The sequence below is a fragment of the Enterococcus sp. DIV1537a genome (assembly GCF_051712085.1).
GTDB classification, from domain to species: domain Bacteria; phylum Bacillota; class Bacilli; order Lactobacillales; family Enterococcaceae; genus Enterococcus; species Enterococcus faecalis.
In genome coordinates this window covers 218259-241627 of record NZ_JBIOOE010000001.1, presented here as the reverse complement: position 1 = coordinate 241627, position 23369 = coordinate 218259, and the positions used below count along the sequence as shown (strand labels likewise).

The window sequence follows — 23369 nt, the reverse complement described above, 5'->3', positions numbered from 1 at the left end:
CACAAAAAAATAACATATTCAGTTTTTATATAAAGGAGGATTACTTTGTTTGATTTAGAGAAGGTTCAGACCTTGAATGAATTAGAAATGCTCGTTTACCATTATGTATTGGAACACCTGCACCAAATCCCTCAACAGACCATTCGCCAACTGGCTACTTCCTGTCATGTCTCCACCTCAACGATTCTACGATTTTGTAACAAAATGGGTTATGCTGGTTTTTCCGAATTAAAATATGCAGTGAAAGAAGAAGCCAAACAAACACAAACGTTTGAAAATTTTTATGATGCCACAGTTCACGTCGATGCTTTTTTGAAAAAATTAAACCAAGAAACCTATTACGAAATGCTTCGTCCAGCAATTCAAATGATTGTTCAAGCACGTCACGTTGCCTTTACTGGCATTGGTACCAGCGGAATTTTAGGTAGTTATGGCAGTCGTTATTTTGCCAACTTAAATATCAATTCTTACAGTATTGCTGACCCCTTTACGCCTATCCCCAAGCGCGGATTTGAAAATACATTAGCCTTGATTCTGTCTGTATCTGGGGAAACCAATGAAATGATTAAACAAATGACCGACTTTAAAACAGCTGGCGCCAAAGTGCTAAGCATTACCAACAATCAACATTCAACTATTGCCCGCTTGGCTGACTACAACATCTCCTATTATATGCCCGACGAACGTTCTCCATTTGCAGATAAATCAGTCAATACAACCACTCAAATCCCTGTCATTGCTTTAATTGAACTCCTAGCTCATCAAGCAAGTCAACTTTTAAAGGAACTAGATGAAACACCTTCCTAGTTGTTTTTCACAAAAGCTCATGCTGTCTAAAACAGCATGAGCTTTTGTGTTTTTTTTCTTGGTACATGTTTCTCATTCAAGCAAAAGTCTATTTTTTCTTCAAATAAGCTTATATAGTAAATATGTAAACGGATACATTTGCATTTATATTATTCTTCAAAGGAGAGATTTTTATGAACGAATGGATTAACGAGAAATTATTACCTCCAGTACTAAAATTCGTCAATACCAAAGCAATTACTGCCTTACGGAACGGGATGCTTTACACGATGCCTTTTACCATTGTTGGTTCCGTATTTCTTCTATTAGCGAATTTCCCAGTTACAGCTATTTCTGAATGGGTTAACGCAAGCGGTCTGGCTGTTTATTTCAATCAAGCATATGGGGCATCTTTTGCGATTATGTCGTTATTTGCGGTCATCGGTATTGCCTACTCATATGTAAAAAGCGAGGGATTTGAAGGCCTCCCAGCGGGCATGATTGCCATGGTGGTTTTCATTTTGTTTATGTCATCTGAAGTCAAAGATGCGGTTTCTGGCGCAGTAGTTGGCAATGTCATCAACAAAGATTGGACAGCTGGCAAAGGGATGATTACAGCTATTATTGTTGGTTTGTTAGTCGGCGTTGTATATAGTTGGTTTTTACGTCATGATATTCGTATCAAATTACCAGAAGCTGTACCAGAAAATGTGGCCAATTCCTTTACTGCGTTAATTCCTGCCAGCGTCATTGTAACTGGTGCAATGCTAATTTTCATTCTTCTAGATAAAGTCTTCAATACGACATTCTTTGACTTTATTTACGAAGTGCTACAATCACCACTTCAAGGAGTCACAGATTCACTAGGTGGCGCATTACTATTAGGCTTTGTCATTCCCCTCTTTTGGTTTTTCGGTGTTCACGGGTCAACAATCGTTGGCGGTATCATGGGCCCTATTTTACAAGCAAACTCTTTAGAAAACACCGAAATTTTGAAATCTGGAAAAGACTTAACACTGGCTAATGGTGGCCATATTGTTACACAACAATTTTTAGATCAATTTTTAACGGTCACTGGTGCGGGCATGACAATCGGGTTAGTCGTGTTCATGGTTTTCTTTGCCAAATCAGCTCAGTTTAAGCAATTAGGTCGGCTTTCAATTGGGCCAGCTGTTTTCAATATTAACGAGCCAATTGTCTTTGCTACACCTATCGTGATGAACCCAATCATGGCTGTGCCATTCATTATCACACCGATTGTTTCTTCTGTTGTGACATATTTTGCCTTGTACACAGGACTGGTTCCTCTCTTTACTGCGGTACAAGTTCCCTGGACTACTCCTCCAATCATTTCTGGACTTTTAGTTGGTGGTTGGCAAGCCGCGTTGCTTCAAGTAGTAGTACTGACGATAAGTTTCTTTATCTATTTACCGTTTGCTAAAAAAATGGATGCACTTAACTACGCAGAAGAAACCAATCAACCGATTACTGAAGAAACCCTTGAAAAAGTCGAAGCACAAAACGTATAAAAATTTGAACAAAGGACTGAAACGATATGTCAATTTTGAAAAATGATTTTCTTTGGGGCGGCGCTGTCGCTGCTCATCAATTAGAAGGAGGCTGGGACCAAGGCGGTAAAGGGGTGAGCGTGGCGGATGTAATGACTGCCGGTGCACATGGCGTCCCTCGTAAAATTACCGCAGGCGTTTTACCAGATGAACACTATCCTAACCATGAAGCGATTGATTTTTACCATCGCTATCAAGAAGATATTCAACTATTCAAAGAACTTGGTTTAAATTGTTTCCGAACCTCTATTGCTTGGACACGAATTTTTCCTAACGGAGATGAAGAAACGCCCAATGAAGAAGGCCTTCGTTTTTATGATGCACTTTTTGACGAGTGTTTGAAAAATGGTATTGAGCCAGTTGTGACACTGTCTCACTTTGAAATGCCTTATCATTTAGTCACAAAATATGGCGGCTTTCGCAATCGCCAGGTCATTGATTTTTTTGTCAAATTTGCTGAAGTCTGTTTCACTCGTTACCAGAAAAAAGTCAAATATTGGATGACCTTTAACGAAATTAACAACCAAGCCAATTATGAAGAAGATTTTGCACCTTTTACTAACTCTGGTATTGCTTACCAGGAAGGAGAAGACCGCGAAGCAATTATGTATCAGGCTGCTCATTATGAACTAGTCGCTAGCGCACGTGCAGTGAAAATTGGCCACGCTATCAATCCCGACTTCCAAATTGGCTGTATGATTGCGATGGTGCCTATTTATCCTTATTCTTGTAATCCTGAGGATATGATGATGAGTGTTAGCGCAATGCAAAAACGTTATTGGTTTACCGATGTTCATGTCCGCGGTCATTATCCAAGTGCAATTCAATGCTATTTGAAACGAAAAAACATTTCATTAGATGTCACAGAAGAAGATTTAACTGATTTGGCTAATGGCTGTGTTGATTATATTGGCTTTAGCTATTACATGTCGTTTGCTGTGAAAGGTGCAGAAAAGGTCCCTACTTTTGACTACAATGAAGCAAAAGACTTGGTGCGAAATCCTTATGTAGCAACATCTGATTGGGGCTGGCAAATCGATCCTATGGGCTTGCGCTATGCAATGAATTGGTTCAATGATCGGTATGAATTACCACTCTTTATTGTTGAAAATGGCTTTGGTGCTATTGATGAGCTAGAACCAGACGGAACGATTAACGACACTTACCGAATCGCTTATTTACGTGAACATATTGAGATGATGAAAGAAGCCGTTGCGTATGACGGCATTGATTTGATGGGCTACACACCTTGGGGATTCATCGATTTAGTGAGTGCTAGTACAGGCGAAATGAAGAAACGGTATGGCTTCATTTATGTAGATAAAGACAACGATGGTCACGGAACGTTGGAACGGCGAAAGAAAAAATCGTTTGCTTGGTATCAACAAGTGATTGCTACGAATGGAGAAGAATTATAAACAAAAGGCCTTCGTCTAAAGACGAGGGCCTTTTGTTTATGCTTGTAATCCCTTTTCTAAATCAGCCAACAAGTCTTCGACTGCTTCAATTCCTACAGATAAACGAATGAGTCCATCTTTAATTCCCACGGCTTCACGATTTTCTTTGGGAATAGATGCGTGAGTCATAATGGCAGGTACTTCAATTAAACTTTCTACGCCACCTAAACTTTCCGCTAAAGTAAAAATTTCCAACGCTTCTACGAAAGGAACGACTTGCTCATCCTTGGCTAATTCAAAAGAAATCATACCACTAAACCCCGACATCTGTTTTTGTGCAATTTCGTGACCAGGATGACTCGCTAGTCCTGGATAATACACCGTTGCTACAGCTGGATGCGCTTCTAAAAATTCTGCGATTTTTTGAGCATTTTGGGCATGCGCTGCCATCCGTACGCCTAATGTTTTTAAACTACGTTGGACCAACCAACTATCATGTGGTCCTAAAACAGCGCCAATCGCATTTTGTAAAAAGGCAATCTTTTCTGCGCTTTCTGGATGATTCGTTACGACTAAACCAGAAACTACATCACTATGGCCCCCTAAATATTTTGTCCCGCTGTGAACGACAATATCAGCACCTAATGCTAACGGCCGTTGAAAATAAGGCGTCGCAAATGTATTATCGACAATAGTTAACAACTGATGTTTTTTAGCAAGCTTAGCCGCCGCTTCAATATCTGTAATTTTTAACAGTGGATTACTTGGTGTTTCCAAAAACAAGGCTTTTGTATTTGGCTGAATTGCGGCTTCAATTGTTGATAAGTCGCTGGCGTTTACAATCGTGTAGCTTAACCCATTTGCTACAAATACTTTATCCAATAAACGGAAACTCCCCCCATAGACATCGTCACCTAATAAAATATGATCTTCGGGTCCAAACATAGAAATGATTGCATGAATACCAGCTAAGCCTGAGCTAAACGCAAAGCCATGGCTCCCACCTTCTAACTCAGCGATTAAGGTTTCTAATGCGTGACGTGTGGGATTACCTGAACGAGAATATTCATATTCTTTGGGCTGGCCCACGCCATTTTGTTCAAAGGTTGACGTTTGATAAATAGGAACACTCACTGCACCTGTTGTTGTGTCTTTACTAATGCCGCCATGAATTAATTTGGTATTGAATTTCATAAAAGTTTTCCTCCTAAGAATAAATATTTTTTGATAAATAACGGTCACTACCGTCAGGAAAAATAGTTACAATTGTGCTGCCTGCTGGTAAGCGGCGCGCCTCTCTTAATGCCGCCGCAAATGCTGCGCCGCTGGAGCTTCCCACCAGCAAAGCGCTTTTCTTGGCTAATTGTTTGACCCAGAAAAAACCATCCTCGTCTGAAATGGTATAAAAGCCGTCCACAGGAATCTGTTTAAGAAAAGGCGGCACGAACTCCACGCCAATGCCTTCGATTTCATGTCCGTGTGCAGGTCCGCCATTTAAAATTGAACCTTCTGGCTCCACGCCCCATAATTGCGTCTTACTATTTTGTTCTTTGAGATATCTGCCAACACCTGCAAACGTTCCACCACTGCCTAAACCTGCGACAAAGCTAGTAATCTTTCCGCCTAAGTCTTGAACAATTTCAGGCCCTAATCCTTCGTAGTAAGCAGCAGGATTATCCGGATTTTCAAATTGTAACGGCACGTAACTATTAGGAATTTCCTTGGCTAAGTCTTGGGCACTAGTTATCGCCCCGACAATCCCTTGCTCTGTTGGCGAAAGAACAATTTTAGCACCTAACGCTTGCATCAGCTGTTGTTTTTCCTGACTAAATTTTTCTGGCACAACAAAGATTGTCTTGAGGCCCAGTTGACTGGCAGCTAATGCAAGTCCAATCCCTGTATTCCCCGCTGTCGGTTCAATAATTGTTGTGGCTTGATTTATCTTTCCCGTTTTCATTGCTTCTTTGAGAAGATGCACACCAAGCCGATCTTTGACGCTGCCACCTGGATTCAAATATTCTAGTTTCGCATAAATTTTAGTGCCTTCTGGCATAGGATATTGTTCACTTGTAAATTCAAATAATGGTGTTGCTCCGATTGTGTCTAAAATTGACTGAACAATCATAGCGAATTCCTCCTTCTAATACATGTACATAAAACAAAAAGGTGCTGATCGCATCAGCACCTTTTTTGTTTATTTCTGGTTGTCTAGATTCAGAGAGGAATCGTGTTAGGCAATTTTTCAGAAATAACGGAGGTTTTCCCCATCACAAAAGAGTATGCTGCACTATTTTGCACCATACAACAACAGCTTTCCGTTTCTAAAAAAGGGCTAGCTTGTTTTTTCGTCATGGTTGATTTCCTCCTTCGTCATGTGTTGACCAAACTATACCATTTCCCATTTTCTAGTGTCAACGATTCTAACGATTGCTATTTCCTATCACACCAATGGTTTTCTTATAGGTAAAAGAATTAATAGACCAAAAAAAACAGAAGGCTAGCCTTCTGTTTTTCTGCTACTTATTTAGCACGTTTTAAATACGTACCTTCCGCAGTATTGATTTCTAATAATTCGTCTGCTTCAACAAAATCTGGAACGTTAACAACTAATCCTGTTTCCATTGTAGCGGGTTTACCAGAACCAGTTACTGTTGCGCCTTTGATTGAAGGTTGTGTTTCAGCAACACGTAAGATTACCGTTGTTGGTAAAGTTAAACCAATGACTTCTTCACCATAAAATTGAATTTTTACTTCCATATTTTCTAATAAATATTTTAGTTCTTCTTCAATTAAAGCAGTTGGTACTTCATATTGTTCATATGTTTCTAAATCCATGAAAATAGCCATATCATCTTGGCTGTATAAATATTGAACCGGTTTTGTATCGATGTGCGCTTTTTTCACTTTTTCATCTGGGCGCATTGTTGTATCTGTTGTTGAACCCGTACGAACATCTTTTAATTTCATACGCATAACTGTGTTACCTTTACCTGGTTTGTGGTGGCTAGCTTCCATTACTTTAATTAATTTGCCGTCTTGCTCAAAAGTCATACCGGCTTTTAAATCGCTTGCTGCAATCATTGTAATTTCTCCTTTTCTCTGGTTAATTCTTCATTATTGTAGCAAATAACCTAGGATTAATCTAGGAAATCACGTATCTTTTTTAGAAGTTTATCACTCCCCAGACATTGAATTGGGAAATAAAACGAGTTTAACTTGCCTTTTTTCTTGAATTGCGTTAGAATTACCAAGCTTTCATCAATTATTTTCACTTTTCACATAGAAAAAATCAATCATTAAAGGGGGTGATGATATGATACGTCAAACGCTATCTTTATCAAAAACACATGAGGTTGTCTGTCACTAAACATACGTTGGTGAGACAAATTGCCTTTCAGCGTATGTACTCGGTCTATTTGAAAGGAATTTAAAATCATGAACCCAACTATTCAACCTTACCAATTTAACATAATTAAAGAACAAGTCGCTGTGTTACTAAACACCTATACGTCTGTTAACGATGCTACGACTGTCAAAACTGTCCAGGCCCTATGTGCCGAAAAAATCAATGGGTTATTTCCAGAAGAACACCCTGCTGTTACGATTTTGTTGGACAAAGTGATGGATCGTCGTTTAACACGCGCACGTGCTGAAAAATATTTAGACGAATTAAAAGAAACCGTGCTGCCCTTTAAGGAACCTTCAACACCACAAGTCACGAAAGTCTTTCGCAAAGTGAAAAAGTTAAAGATTCCTGAGTGGGAAAACATGGATTTACGGAACAATACCTATGTCGGTTGGAACGACGCTGGGACTCAGAAAAAATTTATCTTAGCTTATCGAGAAAATAAATTAATCGGCGTCCACGGCACCCTTTCACCCACCATTGTTAAAGGTGTTTGCTCCATCTGTCAAACAATCACGAATGTGTCTATGTTCCTAGCTACCACCAAATCAGGCGGTGACGGAACCTACACGAAAAAAGGCAATTACATTTGCCATGATAGCGACACCTGTAACCAACAATTAATACAACCTGAATATTTGGAAGCCTTTATGGAAAATGTTAAGGCTGTGAAATAACAAAAAACCGTCAAGAAAATTTCTTGACGTTTTTTTTGTTACATCTCTTTCAATTTCCCACGAAATTCTTCAATACTTTCATAACCTTTTGCTGCCATGATTTCTTGTAATTCTTTGGCTAGACGCTCAAAAACTTGTGGACCTTCTTGATGCAATTGTGTGCCGACTTGTACTAATGTCGCACCACATAAAAGATGCTCAAAAACATCTTTTCCACATGTAATACCGCCCGTTCCAATAATTTTGATTTCTGGTTTCAAACGTTGCGCAAACGCACGAACATTGGCTAACGCTGTTGGTTTGACATATTCGCCGCCCAGTCCACCGAAGCCTCCTTTTGGTTTAATGACCACTTCTTCCTTGTCACTGTCAATATATAAACCATTACCGATGCTATTAATACTATTCACGTATACTAAAGGGAATTTATTTAAAATTTCAGCCATTGCGTCAAAATGTGCAATATCAAAAAATGGGGGTAATTTTACACCTAATGGTTTAGTAAAAAATTGGAAAACTTCTGTTAAAAGCTTTTCTGTTAATTCAAAATCATAAGCAATTTGCGGTTTACCAGGCAAATTGGGACAAGACAAATTAAATTCTGTCACTCCTGTGTATTCACTTTCTTGCACTTTTTTTAAAATAGCGATATTTTCCTCATAATTCATACCAGATACAGATAAAAAGCGTAACTCCTCAGGAAATTCCTTTTGACGTGCAATCTGATAATCTAAATAATAATCAATCCCTAAATTAGGCAAGCCCATTGAGTTAATACTTCCTAATGGTGTATCAAAATACCGAGGCTCCTCATTGCCCTGACGAGGATTAGGTGTTGCCGTCTTAGCGACAAAAGCACCTGCTTGAGAAGCCGCTAACTCGTCCATTTCCTTAATTGTCATACAATGAATGCCTGATGCGTTCATTAACACATTCGCCAATTTATGTCCCGAAAACTCTACTGAAATATCCAAAAGAAAAACCCTCCTGTAAATTGTTTTACTCATAAGCTTACCACCTTCACGTAAGCTTTTTATGATTATAGCATGTTTTTTTGCGTTAGTGTTATTTATATAAATTTAAAAAGGAATAAGCCATTGTGACTTATTCCTTTTCTTAGGGAAACTAACGTATCCAAAATTGATTGATTCTTATCGTCCCACAATAAACGTCAATTCACATTCGCAGACCTTTTTATCTTCCACATAAGCAGTCGCTTTGCCGATGCCGACAAAGTCACGTAATTTGACGATTTCAAAATGTAATTTCAAGACATCACCAGGGACCACTTTTTGACGGAATTTGGCTTTGTTGATACCGCCAATATAGGCTGTTTCACCTTCAAATTGATCCATTTTTAAGATTAAAATCGAACCTACTTGTGCCAATGCTTCAATAATCAAAACGCCTGGCATTGTTGGATTTCCAGGGAAATGTCCTTGGAAAAATTCTTCGTTAATTGTTACATTTTTTGTTGCAATAATCTTTTCATTTGGAATAATTTCATCCACATAATCAATATAACAAATCGGATAGCGATTAGGAATCATTTCCATAATTTCTGTTGCAGTCATTACTTTTTTCATACTAGTTTTCCTCCCATTTCTTCAAGCAAATTACACCATTATGGCCACCAAAGCCAAACGAATTACTAATTGTATAGTCCGCTGTAATGTCACGTGCACCTTCTGTGACATAATCTAAATCACAATCTGGATCAGCAACTTGGTAGCCTACTGTCGGATGAGCTTTTCCTTCTTGCAATGTTTGTACACAAGCAATCGCTTCGATACCGCCAGCCGCGCCCAATAAATGTCCAGTCATACTCTTTGTACTTGAAATTGGAATTTGCGATGCTCGCTCACCAAAGACACGCTTGATGGCCGTTGTTTCCGCAGCGTCATTCGCTGGGGTTGACGTACCATGAGCATTGATATACCCAATTTGTTCCGGCGTAATCCCTGCTTCCGCAATCGCCATTTCCATCGCAGCCGCCGCGCCACTACCGTCTTTTAAAGGAGCGGTCATGTGGCTAGCATCACAGTTGCTGCCATATCCAACAATTTCGCCGTAGATAGTTGCGCCACGTTTCTGTGCATGCTCGAGTTCTTCTAAAACCAGCATTCCTGCGCCTTCACCCATCACAAAACCTTTTCGTTCTTTATCAAAAGGAATCGAAGCCCGAGTCGCATCTTCTGTTGTATTTAAAGCATTCAATGCTGCAAAACCGGCAATCCCAATTTCACATACTGTGGCTTCTGTGCCACCAGTTACCATCATGTCCGCTAAACCATATTTAATCGTGCGAAAAGCTTCACCAATCGCATTCGTCGCAGAAGCACAAGCAGTCACGATAGTTTGAGAAGGTCCTTTTGCACCTAAACGAATCGAAATATTTCCCGCTGCCATATTAGCAATTACCATGGGCACGAAAAATGGTGTTACGCGTTTTGCGCCTTTTTTATCCATTACCCGTACTTGGTCTTGTAAGGTAGTCATCCCGCCGATCCCACTACCGACAATCACACCTAAACGAGTCGGGTCAATCGTTGCTTCTGTTAAACCACTCATTTCCCACGCTTCTAAAGCAGCGACCAAGCCATATTGAGAAAATAAGTCCATTCTTTTTTGCTCTTTGCGTTCTAAAACAGCACTTGGGTCAAACTCTTTCACTTCGCCAGCCAAAGCTACCCCAGTATCTTCAGAATCAAATTTAGTAATTTTGCCAATTCCTAGTTTGCCATCCACTAGATTATGCCAAAATTCTTTTACGGTATTGCCTAATGGTGTTACGGCACCCATGCCGGTTATGACCACTCTTTTCATACTGTACCTCCGAGTTTATTTTGATTATCAAACTATTATTTCATGCGGTTTCCAGCACTTTTTATTAAAAAATAAGAAAAATAGTTTGACTTTCAAAGTATTTTGGTTAATAATTCAGACATCAGGAAAAATGTCTGTTTTTTTCAAGATTAGAAAATTGAGAAGATTTTGTTATCATTCTCACACAGATAATACCAGTTGAAATTTTATTCGTCAACTCAATAAATGTAACTTTTACATTTTGATGAAGAAAAGCCTATTCTATCAACAAAAATTTTTTATTAAAGGAGATTTTATATGTTTTTACAAAATAAGAATGTCGTCGTAATGGGTGTTGCCAACAAAAAAAGTATTGCTTGGGGCTGTGCAAAAGCATTAAAAGATCAAGGGGCCAATGTTATTTATACGTATCAAAACGAACGCATGAAAAAGCAAGTGGTTAAATTAGCAGATGAAAATGATTTGTTGGTGGAGTGCGATGTTGCTTCTGATGCGTCCATTCAAGCAGCCTTTGAAACAATTAAAAACGAAGTGGGCACAATCGATGGACTAGTCCATGCGATTGCTTTTGCCAAAAAAGAAGAATTGTCTGGAAACGTTAGTGACATCACTCGTGATGGTTTCCTATTAGCACAAGATATTAGTAGCTACTCTCTTTTAGCAGTCACTCATTATGCGAAACCTTTGTTAAATCCTGGTTCAGGAATTGTCACATTGACGTATTTAGGTTCCGAACGTGCGATTCCTAACTACAATATGATGGGGATTGCTAAAGCTTCTTTAGAAACTGCCGTGAAATATCTAGCTTTTGAATTAGCTGCAGATAAAATTCGTGTCAACGGAATCTCCGCAGGAGCGATTAAAACATTGGCTGTGACTGGTGTAAAAGACTACGATCAATTGATTAGTATTTCTAATGAGCGGACACCAGATAAAACAGGTGTAACCATTGAAGAAGTCGGAAACACTTGTGCCTTTTTAGTCAGTGAACTAGCTAGTGGCGTGGTCGGTGACATCATTTATGTCGATAAAGGCGTTCACTTAACTTAATCATTTTTTGTCTTTATTTTCTATTTATACATTAAAAAAGCAGAGATTGGACAATCTCTTTCACTCATTGATTGTCCAATTTCTGTTCTATTTTGTACTTTATTCTATAATAAAATTGACAGTTTCAATTCCAAAAACAGTTGTTAGGATTTGATTGACTTGTTCAAAAAGTTTTGATAAATCTTCCAGTTTATTTTTAGATTGGATTTTTTCAGAACCGTTATCGTAGCTTAAATGATTGTACGCTTCTTTAAAGGTTACTGCTGTGTCTTCTTTTCGATAAAGGATATATTCGTCATCTAGCATATCCATTTGCAGCTCCTGTTTAAATCCATTTCTGGCAACAACAGCAGAAACTAGATGAGCAACTGTCAAGCCATCTAACGGAATGTCCACTCCATTCATTGCTAATGTGTAGACGGTATCTTCCACTAAACCACAGGCGTTGCAACCACCACTGGTTAAATCTACTGTACTTGTTATAATTGCCTCTTGCATCGTTTCTTCCCCCATATTGTTTTTTAAAATTATTCTTTCATTTGTTATTTACGAACGTAATTCACATCATAATCGTCAACTTCAATATAGATATAGATTTTTTTATCAGGCATTTTACTGCGAATGTCTCGTTCAATCGCATTCACAACATCAGGTGCATCTTCTTCCATTGGTTCTACCACATCAATTTTTGCCGCTACTAAAATTTCAGTTGGGCCTAAATGAACGGTCTTTACATCAATTAGTTTTTCAACATCCGCCCGATCAAATGCGGTTTTAATTTTTGCTAAATCTGTAGCGGTCACACTTTCACCAATAATCAAACTATAAAATTCTTTCGCTAAGAAAATGGCTGCACACATTAATAGTAAACCAATCAGTAAGCCGCTGATAGCATCAAATGCAGCAATTCCAGTTACCATCGTTAAAAGGGTCCCCACCAAAGCTAAACACAAACCAATAACCGCACAAAAGTCTTCCGTAAAAATAATTAAAATTTCACTGTGACGACTTTCTCGCAAAAATTTTAAGAGCGATAACTTCTCTGTATTCAATTCTTTGATTTCTTTCATCGCTACACGCAAAGAGCTACCTTCCACAAGCAAACCAAAAATTAAAATACCAATGACAATAGCCACATTTTCTACTTCATGAGAGGGATGCAGTAACTTCTGAATAGCCTCCATTACGCCTAACGCGCCCCCACCAAAAAAGAGCATCGTTGCAACAATTGTACTAAAAAAGTATTTTGCACGGCCTTCTCCAAATTGATGTAATGCACTTTGTCCACGAGAAGCGCGCTTATTCCCAAAAAGTAATAACACCTGATTACTACAGTCCACGACACTGTGGATACTTTCATTCATCATAGCGGTACTACCACTTAAAGCAAAACCAACAAATTTACTAATCGCTACTAAAATATTCGCAATCAGTGCGGCAATAACTGCAAACATGCCACTCGTTTTTTTTGTCTCCATAATTACCTCCTATATGTAACGTAAAACTAAGATAAACCACCCGTTTATTCATCCATCATTTTACCACTTCTGAGGTATTTGTAAAAAAGAGTTCTCTTAAAATTCAAAAAGAAATGTACTGGCTGTTTTAGTTGGCCCTCATTTATCGGTGTCCATCCCACTCTTGATAAAATTCCTCCAGATAAAGTTCCATAAATTGATGACGCTTTTCCGCCAATAAGCGACCATAATTTGTATTCATTTGTTCCTTTAACTTTAAAAGTTTCTCATAAAAATGCATAATAGCAGTATCTTCCCCATTCCGGTATTCTTCTTGGGTTAACTGTTCACGAGGTTGTTTGTGAGGATCGTGAATTAAACGGCCTTTATTTCCCGAATAAGCCATCACCCGTGCAATTCCAATTGCGCCGATGGCATCTAGTCGATCCGCATCCTGGACCACTTTTCCTTCTAATGTAGTGACTGTTTTCCCAGTATTTCCTCCTTTAAAGGACATATTAGCAATAATGGAAAGGATGTGATTCGTTTGCTCTGTTGATAAGTTATTTGCTTCCAACCATTGTTGCACTTTTAGCAAGCCCGCCTCTTCACTTTCGTTAAATTTTTCATCGCCAATATCATGTAACAATGCTGTTAATATACATAAAAATAAATTTGCTTGTTCTTTCTCTGCAATTGTTTTTGCTAATTGTGTCACTCGATAAATATGCCACCAGTCATGGCCACTTGCTTCGTTGGCTAATTCTTGTTGAACATAACGCGCTGCTGCTTGAATAATTGTTTGTTCTTCAAAACTAAGAGATTCATTTTCAAACATCCTAACACTCCTTTATTCTGGATTTAAAATTTCCACCTGGATAATCCCGCTAGCTTTCAGAAACATATTGGTGACAATCGGACCTACAAAAGAAAATCCTCTTTTTTTTAAGTCTTTTGCTACGTTATCTGACAAAAGCTGTGTGCGCGGGACTTGGTATGCTTCTTCATAAATAGATAAAACGGGGACGTTTTTTACAAATTGCCATAGATAATTGGCAAAACTGCCAAATTCTTCTTGTACTTTTAAAATTGCTTGCGCATTTTTAATGGTTGCTTCAATTTTGCGCCGATTACGAATCATATCTGGATCAGCTACTATTCGATCGACTTCGTCGGGCAACAGCGCGGCAACTTTTTCCGGCTTCATTTGGCAAAAATTTTTCATGAATGCTACTTTTTTCCCTGCTGCTGCTTTCCAACTTAAACCAACCTGAAAAACACCCACCGTCAACAATAAAAACAGCAAATCATCCTCTCTTGTAGGTTTTCCCCATTGTTCTGTATACCATTGATAGTTGTTCATCGCCGCCTCCTTTTAAGACTGTTCAAATGTTAATAATGCTTGTTTCATTGCTAAACCACCACGGTAACCGGTTAATTGTCCCTTGCTGCCGATGACTCGATGGCAAGGAATGACCATTAATAAAGGATTTTTCCCAATCGCTGTGCCAACTGCTCGAACCGCACGTGGACGCCCAATTTTTTCTGAAATTTCCTGATAGGTCATTGTCTCACCATAAGGGATTTCTTGCAACGCCTGCCAAACTTCTTTTTGAAAGGGAGTTCCTTCGATGTCTATGGGGCAAGCAAACGTTGTCGAATGTTGGTTAAGATAACTTATTAATGCTTTTTTATAAGGTGCAGTTTTCTTTTCAGAAGCTTCTAATTGTGCTTGAGGGTACCAGTTTTTCACCTCTTCTATCGATTGATTGGCTGAACCTACAAAAGCTAGTCCAGCGTCTGTCACACCAAGATAATAGTGATCGTTCTGCCATTCTTGTTGCGCATAATAAATCTTTTTTGCCATATGTCTACACTTCTTTCTCGTGTTTTCTTATCTTCATTATAATTCTTTTGGCTTTCAAAATCTTGCGCTCCTATCACTTTTCTCTTGTTTTTATTAGGGATTCTTTTACAATGAAGAAAACGGGAGGTGTGCTTACAATGAAAACAACGTATCGACTTACTCAGAAACGTTGGGAAGCCATTCAAAATAATAATACGCAATTTGATGGTGATTTTTTTTATGGTGTGACCACAACTAAAATTTTTTGTCGTCCTTCGTGCCCTTCCCGTGTGCCCAACAAGAACCACGTTCTGATTTTCAAAACGGCTCAGGAAGCTTTAACACTTGGTTTTCGTCCATGTAAAAGATGTCAACCAACCGGGCAAGTCGTTCCTAACGAGGAATGGGTTGCTCAAATTAAGCAATTTATTGATCGGCATTCAGCGGAACCTTTAAGTTTAGACTATTTAGCGCAAGCCTGCCACGGTAGTCCCTTTCATTTGCAGCGAACCTTTAAGGAACAGACGAAACAAACCCCATTAGCTTATTTAACAAGTGTCCGAATTAGGCAAGCCCAAGAATTGCTTCTCCATTCACCCCTTACGATTCAACAAATCGCGAAAAAAGTTGGCTTCCAAACCGCAGCATATTTTGCCACCACTTTTAAAAAAGAAACAGGCGTAACCCCCTCTGTTTATCGCAGTAAAAATGAGCCGAAAAAATAACATTTCGGCTCATCGGATTATTTATTGGGGCGTGATTGTAGCCACGCTACAATCAATTGACTGATTTCTGTTTGCTGTTGCTCGTTAGAAATTGTCGCTTTGTTGTCTCCTTTTTGGACACCGTAATTACCAAACCCTGCATGGTTACCACCTTTGATAGATACATACTGCGTATCTTTTGGCAAAAACTGTTTGGCTTTTTGGTAGCTAGTCCAATTTAAAACACCATCGTTTGTGGCTGTTATTGACAGAACCGGCAGTTTTTGCTTGTTTAGTGCACCTTTTTCGTCAGGATAGCTGGCTAAATAAATCATGCCTTTGATTCGTTGCTCATTTTCCGCTACAAAACGACTAGCCATCACACCACCCAGGGAATGCCCAGCCAAAACGAAGTTTTGTTGTGGATGATCCTTTATAATTTGTTCTGCAGCATTTGGTGCAAGAACCGCTAAATTCAAAGGAAAATGAACAACATAGACATCATAACCTTTCTTAGCAACTTCTTGCGCCCATTCACTATAACTAGCTGGCACAACCAATGCACCTGGATAAAAAATCAGTGCTGTATCATTTTTTTGCCCGTTTGTGTAATAATCATAGTTTTTTTCTTGCGTGGCACTTTGACTTATTTTTAAGGCCGAATCGGTCGCTTGATACGTACTATTTTTAATAAAAATAGTCAGGCCGATGACTAAGATTACTAAAAAAAGCCCAAGTCCTAGGACAATTTTTTTCCAGCGTGATTTTGTTCTATTTTTCATCTCATTTCCTCCCAATGAAAAAATTCTTCTTTCTGATTCTACCTTTAATAAAAAAAGAACACAACAATAGGAGTTGGTGGAGCAACCCTTTTCTTGCTCCACCAACTCCTAAATAAACTGTTTCTCGACGCCTTAGATTATTTTGATTCTTTTTTGCCTGCTTCTAAGTAGCTGACATCATTGACTTTATCCAAAGTATACTCGCCATTTTTGTAATGAATCGTTGTAACACTAGCATTCTTCAAACCGCCTTCTGGGACTTTAAAATCATCAAATAAAGTTGCTAACAACGCTGAAATACTCAAGCCATGAGAGACCACTAAAACATTGCCATTTCCGGGATTGGCTGATTCTGTGGCAACAATTTTATCTAAGCCTTTTTTCAAACGTTTGGTAATTGTAGCATAGTCTTCTGCAGGCCAGTTATTCTTGCTTTCCTCGCGCTGTTGATCCAGTTTAGCTACACTGTTGGCAAAGGATTCAGGGGTCATGTTTTTCATAAATTCTTCTAAGGAAACACCTTGATCATCAGCAATATCCTGCCACATTGTCTTGTTTAAATCCCCTTCATAGCTACCAAAATTAAATTCACGTAAATCTGGGTCACGCACGGCTTCAAGGTCTTTGCCTGCTTTATTTTGATCTAAAATAAGTTGAGCAGTTTGCAAGGCGCGGCCACTATCACTACTATATGCATTTTGAAAGGCAACATCTTTCAGGCCAATCCCAGTTGCGGTCACAACTTTTTCACCTTCTGGTGTTAAGACCGCATCTGACCATCCTTGTACGCGGTCCGTCGTATTTAACATGGTTTTTCCGTGGCGCACAATGTAAAGAGTTAGTTCTTCAGGTTTTGTCTCTTTTTCTTTTGTCGTTGCTTGCTGATTTTTACCACAACCAACCATTACTAAAATGGCCAGAAAAAGCATCCCCACAATCGTCAATCGTTTTTTCATTTTTTATTTCCCCTCATTTTCTACTCAGTTGTTAAGTTTTCACCATTACTAGCGATAACTTGTTTGTACCAATTAAATGATTTTTTCTTAGTTCGTTTCAAGGTTCCCTGACCTTCGTCATCCATATCTACATAGATAAAACCGTAACGTTTTTTCATTTCGCCAGTCCCTGCTGAAACTAAGTCAATACAACCCCATGGCGTATAACCAATTAAGTTAACCCCGTCTTCTTCTACTGCGGTTCTCATGGCTTCAATATGTTGTTTAAAATAATCAATGCGGTAATCGTCGACAATCGAGCCATCCTCTTGCAATGTGTCCACCGCACCAAACCCGTTTTCAACCACAAACAATGGCATATTGTAACGATCTGACAACTGACACAATGAAATTCTTAACCCTAAAGGATCGACAGCCCAGCCCCATTCAGATTCTTGCAAATAAGGATTTTTAACCGCAGGCATTTGGTTGCCTCCGACATATTTTACTTCTTCGGGATAAGCAGTCGAAACGGTCGACATATAATAACTAAACCCGATATAATCAACTGTTCCTTTTTGAATAATCGCTAAATCCTCTGACTCCATTTGAATTGTCATTCCTTCACGCTCAAATTCTTTGAGCTTATGCGCTGGATAATAGCCCTTAGCCTGGACATCCATATAAAATTCTTGCTCTCGGTTAAATTGAACAGCTGCCATCACGTCCTCAGGTTTGCAGGACAAAGGATAACTCGGGATATAAGCCACCATCATACCAATCTGGAAATCTGGATTGATGGAATGTCCCAATTCAACTGCTTTCGCACTTGCTACAAATAGATGATGCGCTGCTTGATATTTACTTTGTTTATCATTATTGTGAATCCCAATTTGCGTCCAACTTCTTAAAAAATTAATTTCATTAAAAGTCATCCAATACTTCACTTTATCCTGGTAACGTGTAAAAATGGTTTCGCAAAAGAAAACAAAGAAATCAATCACTTCACGATTTTTCCAACCATCATATTCATCGGCCAAATACATCGGAATATCAAAATGGTTAATCGTCACAACAGGCTCAATTCCATGGCGCAGCAAAGTATCAAAAACTTTATCATAAAAGGCTAAGCCTTCTTCATTAATCTCTTTTGTTCCATTTGGGCAAATCCGGCTCCAAGCGATAGATAGCCGAAAACATTTGAAACCCATTTCTGCAAATAAGGCGATATCTTCTTCGTAATGATGGTAAAAGTCCGTCGCTACATGACTAGGGTAGTATAACTCTTCATCGATATAGCCAATCGCTCCTTCGGGTAATGCTTGATCGCGCGTACACGAAGCCTTTTGGCCCTCTTTAGTTAGATACGTAATCCGTCGCGGTTCTGTTTGACTACCACCAGTAATTGCATCTAATGTACTCAGACCTTTGCCTCCTGAAAGGTAGCCACCTTCATATTGGTTAGCAGCTGTTGCGCCGCCCCATAAAAAATTTTCTGGAAATCCCATAAAATCCCTCTTTCCCTCTGTTTTTAGGCATCACAAAGAAACCATCAAGGGAATTGACGCTAGCAGAAGAGTCCTTGTTTTTTCTGCCAACGTCAAACGCCCTTTAATAGTTGCTAATTTTATTAATTACTTAAATCTTCACCATTTGTTGCGATTACTTTTTTGTACCAATCAAACGATTTCTTCTTGCTTCGTTTTAACGTACCATTTCCTTCGTTATCGCGATCCACATAGATAAAGCCATAGCGTTTTTTCATTTCACCAGTTCCAGCTGATACTAAATCAATACAGCCCCAAGTCGTATAGCCTAACAAGTCGACACCATCTTGTTCAACGGCATCTTTCATCGCTTGAATATGCGCCGCCAAATAATCGATACGATAATCATCGACTACATAACCATTTTCGTCTGGTGTGTCTACCGCTCCTAAGCCATTTTCAACAATGAATAGTGGTTTTTGATAACGATCATATAAGTCATTCATCGTAATTCTCAAACCAAGTGGATCAATTTGCCAACCCCATTCACTGGCTTTTAAATAAGGATTTTTCACAGAGGCAAAGATGTTACCAGCTGTTTGTTCATTAATTTCTGGATCTGTTGATGTGACACGAGAAGAATAATAAGAGAACGAAATGAAGTCCACCGTATGTTCTTTTAAAAGTTCTTCGTCGCCTTCTTCCATTTCAATTTGAATACCTTTACGGGCCATTTCTTTTAAAGCATACGCAGGGTATTCCCCGCGTGATTGGACATCAATAAAGAAATAATTTTCACGATCTGCTTGTCGAGCAGCGAAAACATCTTCTGGTTTGCAAGTATAAGCGTAGTTGGAACCAGCCGCTAACATACAACCTACTTGGTTTTCAGGATCTACCTCATGAGCAATTTTTGTCGCAATTGCACTTGCTAGTAGTTCATGATGAGCCGCTTGGTATTTCACTTGTTCTTTGTTTTCGCCTTCTTCAAAGTATAAACCAGCTCCCATAAATGGTGCATGTAAAATCATATTAATTTCGTTAAACGTTAACCAATATTTGACTAATCCTTTATATCGGTTGAAAATTACACGGCAAAGATTTTCATAGAAACCTACTAACTTACGACTACGCCAAGCGCCATATTCTTCCACTAAGTGCATTGGGCAGTCAAAGTGTGTAATCGTTACTAGTGGCTCAATCCCATATTTATGACATTCTTTGAATAAGTCTTCATAGAACTTCAAGCCTTCTTCATTCGGCTCTGTTTCATCTCCCATTGGAAAAATTCGACTCCAAGCAATGGATAAACGGTATGTTTTAAAACCCATTTCACCAAACAAGGCGATATCTTCTTTATAGCGATGATACATATCAATCGCCTCTTGTGCAGGATAGAAATGTTCCTCATCAAAGTTAAACATTTTCTTTTCACCAGTGATTACTGGAAAACGATCTGGACCAGTTGGCGCTAAATCGACGTTTGCCAAACCGCGTCCGCCTTCGTTATAGCCACCTTCACATTGATTGGCTGCTGTTGCGCCACCCCATAAAAAGTCTTTTCTAAATGCCATAAATTCTCTTCCTCCACATCTTTTTATATTAAAGCGGTCAGCAAATCATCGCTTGTTGAAACTTCATTACTGCCGACTTCCAAAATATCTAAATAATCCGCTGTATTCGTCACAACGATTGGGATTTGTGTACTAAACCCAGCTTTTTTAATTCCTTCTAAATCAAAGGTTACTAATGTTTGACCTTTTTTCACGCGATCACCTTGTTTTACAAAAGCTTCAAAGCCTTCGCCTTCTAATTGAACTGTATCAATCCCAATATGAATCAATAATTCTGTGCCGTTATCTGAAATCAAACCTAATGCATGTTTTGTTGGGAATAGTGTGACAATCGTTCCATCAAAGGGTGCAACCACTTTACCTTCCGTTGGTTCAATCACGACCCCATTTCCTAATGCTCCATTTGCAAAAGCAGGATCCTCTGCATTTTTTAAAGATAACACTCGTCCTTTGACTGGACTTGTAATATTTTCTTTTTTAATCGTTGTTTTATCAATAATCACTTCTTCTTCCTCAACTGTATTGTCTTTCCAGAAGAAGAATGTTAGACCAAAACCAACGACCGCTGCAATGGCAATTGCAATAAAGGACTGAATCATCCCACTTGCATCATCACCATTGATAAAGTTTAGCACACCGAAAATTCCTAAACCACCCATTGTATAAGCTGTCACATTGTTGATCATCAAATATAAACCACCGACAGCGCCACCAATCATTGAATAAATAAATGGCCATTTTTTCGGTAAAGTGATTCCATAAATCGCTGGCTCTGTTACACCAAAAATACCAGAGATAATTGCTGGCGGACACAAAGCTTTTAACTTTTTATCTTTCAATTTGAAGAACATCGCTAAAACAACCGCTGTTTGCGCAAAACTAGCTGCAAATGATCCCGTTAATACTTGGCTTGAGCCTTCTTGTGTCACTTGCATAATAGCTAATGGCACAACGCTCCAATGTAAACCAAAAATAACTAAGACTTGCCAGAAGAAACCAAGAATCAAACCATACAAAGCTGGTGAGAAACTCATTAATGCTGTAAAGCCAGCGCTTAATAAATCTGTTAGCATGCTAACGATTGGCCCAATTACTAAGAAACCAATTGGTAAGGCAATCAACAAGACGAAAAACGGTACTAAGAACGTTTGAACAACTTCTGGAATAATACGTTTAAACACTTTTTGAACTTGTGCCGCAAAAGCAATAATGAAGATGATTGGTACGACACTACTTGTATAGTTCGCACCGACCCAAGGAATCCCCATAAATGTATCATAGGCAGGTAAGCCGAATAAATTATACGGCGCTGCGGCTCCCGCACCCGCTGTTGTTTCAAAGGCCGTTTGTAATGCACTTCCTTGAATCGTTGGGTAACATAAAGCTGCGCCAATCACGATCCCTACCATTGGATGCAACCGGAATTTTTTAGCTGCTGTATAACCTAAAATAACTGGCATAAAGTAGAAAATTGCATCGCCAATCCCATTTAACATGGTATAAGTCCCTGACGTAGCCGTATAGAGCTTTAAGAAAACCAATAAGGCATTTAACCCTTTGACCATCCCAGCCGCTGCTAACGCCCCTAAAAAGGGTTGGAAACAACCACTTAAAATATCTATTAAGCGATCAAATAAATTCCCACTGGAAGCTTCTTCTTCACGTTCTCCTGACAAGCCTGCAATACTAACTACTTCTTCGTAAACGGCTGGAACATGGTTCCCAATAACGACTTGGTATTGTCCACCGCTTTTCATAACAGTTACCACACCGTCCATATTTTTTAAGACATCATCATTCGCTTGACTCTCATCTTTTAATTTGAAGCGAAGACGTGTGATACAATGTGTCAAACTATTAATATTCTCTTGCCCACCGACATTTTTTACAATTTTTTCTGCTAGTTCATGATATTTTCCCATCTTTTTTTCCTCCAAAAATTTATTTTCATTTGAAGGTTTAGCCAACTGAATGTCACTATCCAAAGTGGTGCGTTTATTGTTCCGTTGTTTGTACAATTCGTGCAATGTGAATCGTTAGGTACAAGCGTTCTTCATTTGAAACTTGATAGTCATAGTTCTCATTTAAATACAAGCTGATCTTTTCCACGCAACGATAGGCGTTGAGATATTTCTTTTTAATTACCGCATACAGTTCTTCATCATCATTTTCGACAACTTCACGTTGGTGTAATAAGCGATAACAGAAAAATTTTAAATGTGTGCTAAATCGATAAAAGTAAACAGAGTCTTCATCAAAACTTACCTTAAAATAGTATTTGACGATATTTGTAATCTCTTGCATCAACTTTGTCAATTCGTAAATATTACCGACTTCTTCCTCCATCTCCGCATTCACCAAGTGCAATGCGATAAAACCTGCCTCATCCGTTGACAATTCCATTCCTACGCGCTTTTGTACCATTTTTAAAGCATTTACTCCTACTTCGTACTCTTCAGGAAAAAAACGTTTAATATCCCATAATAATAAATTCTTAATTGCAATTCCTTGTTTTTTTCTTTCTAAAGCTGTGTACAAATGATCCGTCAGAGAAATATAAATGGTATCATTCAAACTCTTTTTCAACGTTGATTTTGCATAAACAATAATGTCATCCGAGAGTTTCATCATCTCTAAAGGAATATTTCCTAACAATTCTTGAAACTTAAGTGATGTTTCTTGATTGGCTAAATAAAAAACTTGATCGATACTTTCATCAGGAACCCAATCACCAATGCGTTTCTTAAAAGCAATTCCTTTGCCCATAACAATTTGCTCTCGTTTATCATCATCTAATGTAATAACCACATTATTGTTTAAAATTTTGTGAATAATCAATGCCCCACCTCCTTTGTGTTTCGTTGAAAAAAGAAA

General features: G+C 38.7%; 24 protein-coding genes. 6 read left to right on the top strand and 18 right to left on the bottom strand.

What is annotated here, in order from left to right; all coding sequences use genetic code 11:
• The first annotated feature begins 45 nt into the window (after positions 1–45).
• The 3 genes from genR to genA all read left to right on the top strand — a co-directional run bounded on the left by genR (position 46) and on the right by genA (position 3772).
• A complete protein-coding gene (gene genR / locus IGJ41_RS01290; protein ID WP_002362941.1) occupies positions 46–807 on the top strand; it encodes a transcriptional regulator GenR in 762 nt (253 codons plus the stop codon).
• A gap of 173 nt (positions 808–980) precedes the next feature.
• Complete coding sequence (gene genB, locus IGJ41_RS01285) at positions 981–2315, top strand: PTS sugar transporter subunit IIC (RefSeq protein WP_202524419.1); 1335 nt, start codon at positions 981–983, stop codon at positions 2313–2315.
• A gap of 26 nt (positions 2316–2341) precedes the next feature.
• Positions 2342–3772: a 6-phospho-beta-glucosidase GenA gene (gene genA / locus IGJ41_RS01280; RefSeq protein ID WP_048737150.1), complete on the top strand. Its 1431-nt coding sequence runs from the start codon at positions 2342–2344 to the stop codon at positions 3770–3772.
• A 36-nt stretch (positions 3773–3808) separates the two neighbouring features.
• Here genA and IGJ41_RS01275 read toward each other — a convergent pair whose 3' ends face one another.
• From IGJ41_RS01275 to efp, 4 genes are all read right to left on the bottom strand, one after another.
• Complete coding sequence (locus tag IGJ41_RS01275) at positions 3809–4945, bottom strand: cystathionine gamma-synthase (protein ID WP_002358342.1); 1137 nt, start codon at positions 4943–4945, stop codon at positions 3809–3811.
• Between the two features lie 13 nt (positions 4946–4958).
• Positions 4959–5876 carry a PLP-dependent cysteine synthase family protein gene (locus IGJ41_RS01270; RefSeq protein WP_023894876.1) on the bottom strand — a complete coding sequence of 306 codons (918 nt, stop codon included), beginning with the start codon at positions 5874–5876 and terminating at the stop codon, positions 4959–4961.
• Positions 5877–5965: 89 nt separating this feature from the next.
• Entirely contained in the window at positions 5966–6103 is a 138-nt protein-coding gene (locus tag IGJ41_RS01265) for a hypothetical protein (RefSeq protein ID WP_002355203.1), read from the bottom strand.
• A gap of 168 nt (positions 6104–6271) precedes the next feature.
• On the bottom strand, positions 6272–6832 hold the full coding sequence (efp, locus tag IGJ41_RS01260) for an elongation factor P (protein WP_002355202.1): 561 nt from the start codon (positions 6830–6832) through the stop codon (positions 6272–6274).
• 354 nt (positions 6833–7186) lie between these two features.
• Between efp and IGJ41_RS01255 the strand changes: the two genes are divergently transcribed.
• Positions 7187–7834: a FusB/FusC family EF-G-binding protein gene (locus tag IGJ41_RS01255; RefSeq protein ID WP_438713668.1), complete on the top strand. Its 648-nt coding sequence runs from the start codon at positions 7187–7189 to the stop codon at positions 7832–7834.
• A gap of 38 nt (positions 7835–7872) precedes the next feature.
• Here IGJ41_RS01255 and IGJ41_RS01250 read toward each other — a convergent pair whose 3' ends face one another.
• The 3 genes from IGJ41_RS01250 to fabF all read right to left on the bottom strand — a co-directional run bounded on the left by IGJ41_RS01250 (position 7873) and on the right by fabF (position 10660).
• Positions 7873–8841, bottom strand: coding sequence for a dihydroorotate oxidase (locus tag IGJ41_RS01250; RefSeq protein WP_002386045.1), 969 nt, complete (start codon positions 8839–8841; stop codon positions 7873–7875).
• Between the two features lie 144 nt (positions 8842–8985).
• Positions 8986–9420: a 3-hydroxyacyl-ACP dehydratase FabZ gene (fabZ, locus tag IGJ41_RS01245; protein ID WP_002355197.1), complete on the bottom strand. Its 435-nt coding sequence runs from the start codon at positions 9418–9420 to the stop codon at positions 8986–8988.
• Position 9421: 1 nt separating this feature from the next.
• On the bottom strand, positions 9422–10660 hold the full coding sequence (gene fabF / locus IGJ41_RS01240; RefSeq protein WP_002358339.1) for a beta-ketoacyl-ACP synthase II: 1239 nt from the start codon (positions 10658–10660) through the stop codon (positions 9422–9424).
• Between the two features lie 297 nt (positions 10661–10957).
• Between fabF and fabI the strand changes: the two genes are divergently transcribed.
• Positions 10958–11710, top strand: coding sequence for an enoyl-ACP reductase FabI (gene fabI / locus IGJ41_RS01235; protein ID WP_002358338.1), 753 nt, complete (start codon positions 10958–10960; stop codon positions 11708–11710).
• 99 nt (positions 11711–11809) lie between these two features.
• Here the strand turns inward: fabI and IGJ41_RS01230 are convergent, their stop codons facing one another.
• The 5 genes from IGJ41_RS01230 to IGJ41_RS01210 all read right to left on the bottom strand — a co-directional run bounded on the left by IGJ41_RS01230 (position 11810) and on the right by IGJ41_RS01210 (position 15034).
• The gene (locus IGJ41_RS01230; RefSeq protein ID WP_002364994.1) at positions 11810–12223 is read right to left on the bottom strand and encodes a DUF4809 family protein; all 414 of its coding nucleotides are present in this window, start codon (positions 12221–12223) and stop codon (positions 11810–11812) included.
• A gap of 29 nt (positions 12224–12252) precedes the next feature.
• Positions 12253–13188 (bottom strand): cation diffusion facilitator family transporter, encoded by a 936-nt coding sequence (locus tag IGJ41_RS01225; protein WP_153854337.1) that lies wholly within the window; start codon positions 13186–13188, stop codon positions 12253–12255.
• Positions 13189–13330: 142 nt separating this feature from the next.
• Positions 13331–14005 carry an HD domain-containing protein gene (locus tag IGJ41_RS01220; protein ID WP_153854338.1) on the bottom strand — a complete coding sequence of 225 codons (675 nt, stop codon included), beginning with the start codon at positions 14003–14005 and terminating at the stop codon, positions 13331–13333.
• 12 nt (positions 14006–14017) lie between these two features.
• Positions 14018–14530: a DNA-3-methyladenine glycosylase I gene (locus IGJ41_RS01215; RefSeq protein WP_002355189.1), complete on the bottom strand. Its 513-nt coding sequence runs from the start codon at positions 14528–14530 to the stop codon at positions 14018–14020.
• Positions 14531–14542: 12 nt separating this feature from the next.
• Positions 14543–15034: a methylated-DNA--[protein]-cysteine S-methyltransferase gene (locus IGJ41_RS01210; RefSeq protein ID WP_153854339.1), complete on the bottom strand. Its 492-nt coding sequence runs from the start codon at positions 15032–15034 to the stop codon at positions 14543–14545.
• A 110-nt stretch (positions 15035–15144) separates the two neighbouring features.
• Here IGJ41_RS01210 and IGJ41_RS01205 point away from each other — a divergent pair, with 110 nt between their 5' ends.
• Positions 15145–15738, top strand: a complete 594-nt coding sequence (locus IGJ41_RS01205; RefSeq protein WP_002383918.1) for a bifunctional transcriptional activator/DNA repair enzyme AdaA — start codon at positions 15145–15147, stop codon at positions 15736–15738.
• Positions 15739–15755: 17 nt separating this feature from the next.
• Here IGJ41_RS01205 and IGJ41_RS01200 read toward each other — a convergent pair whose 3' ends face one another.
• The 6 genes from IGJ41_RS01200 to licT all read right to left on the bottom strand — a co-directional run bounded on the left by IGJ41_RS01200 (position 15756) and on the right by licT (position 23333).
• On the bottom strand, positions 15756–16499 hold the full coding sequence (locus IGJ41_RS01200) for an alpha/beta hydrolase (protein WP_153854340.1): 744 nt from the start codon (positions 16497–16499) through the stop codon (positions 15756–15758).
• A 137-nt stretch (positions 16500–16636) separates the two neighbouring features.
• Entirely contained in the window at positions 16637–17455 is an 819-nt protein-coding gene (locus tag IGJ41_RS01195) for a histidine phosphatase family protein (RefSeq protein WP_104855682.1), read from the bottom strand.
• Positions 17456–17475: 20 nt separating this feature from the next.
• A complete protein-coding gene (locus IGJ41_RS01190) occupies positions 17476–18942 on the bottom strand; it encodes a glycoside hydrolase family 1 protein (RefSeq protein ID WP_002373156.1) in 1467 nt (488 codons plus the stop codon).
• Positions 18943–19064: 122 nt separating this feature from the next.
• Entirely contained in the window at positions 19065–20495 is a 1431-nt protein-coding gene (locus IGJ41_RS01185; protein ID WP_002355183.1) for a 6-phospho-beta-glucosidase, read from the bottom strand.
• Between the two features lie 23 nt (positions 20496–20518).
• On the bottom strand, positions 20519–22417 hold the full coding sequence (locus IGJ41_RS01180; protein WP_002361131.1) for a beta-glucoside-specific PTS transporter subunit IIABC: 1899 nt from the start codon (positions 22415–22417) through the stop codon (positions 20519–20521).
• Between the two features lie 73 nt (positions 22418–22490).
• A complete protein-coding gene (gene licT / locus IGJ41_RS01175) occupies positions 22491–23333 on the bottom strand; it encodes a BglG family transcription antiterminator LicT (RefSeq protein ID WP_002355181.1) in 843 nt (280 codons plus the stop codon).
• Positions 23334–23369: the final 36 nt, after the last annotated feature.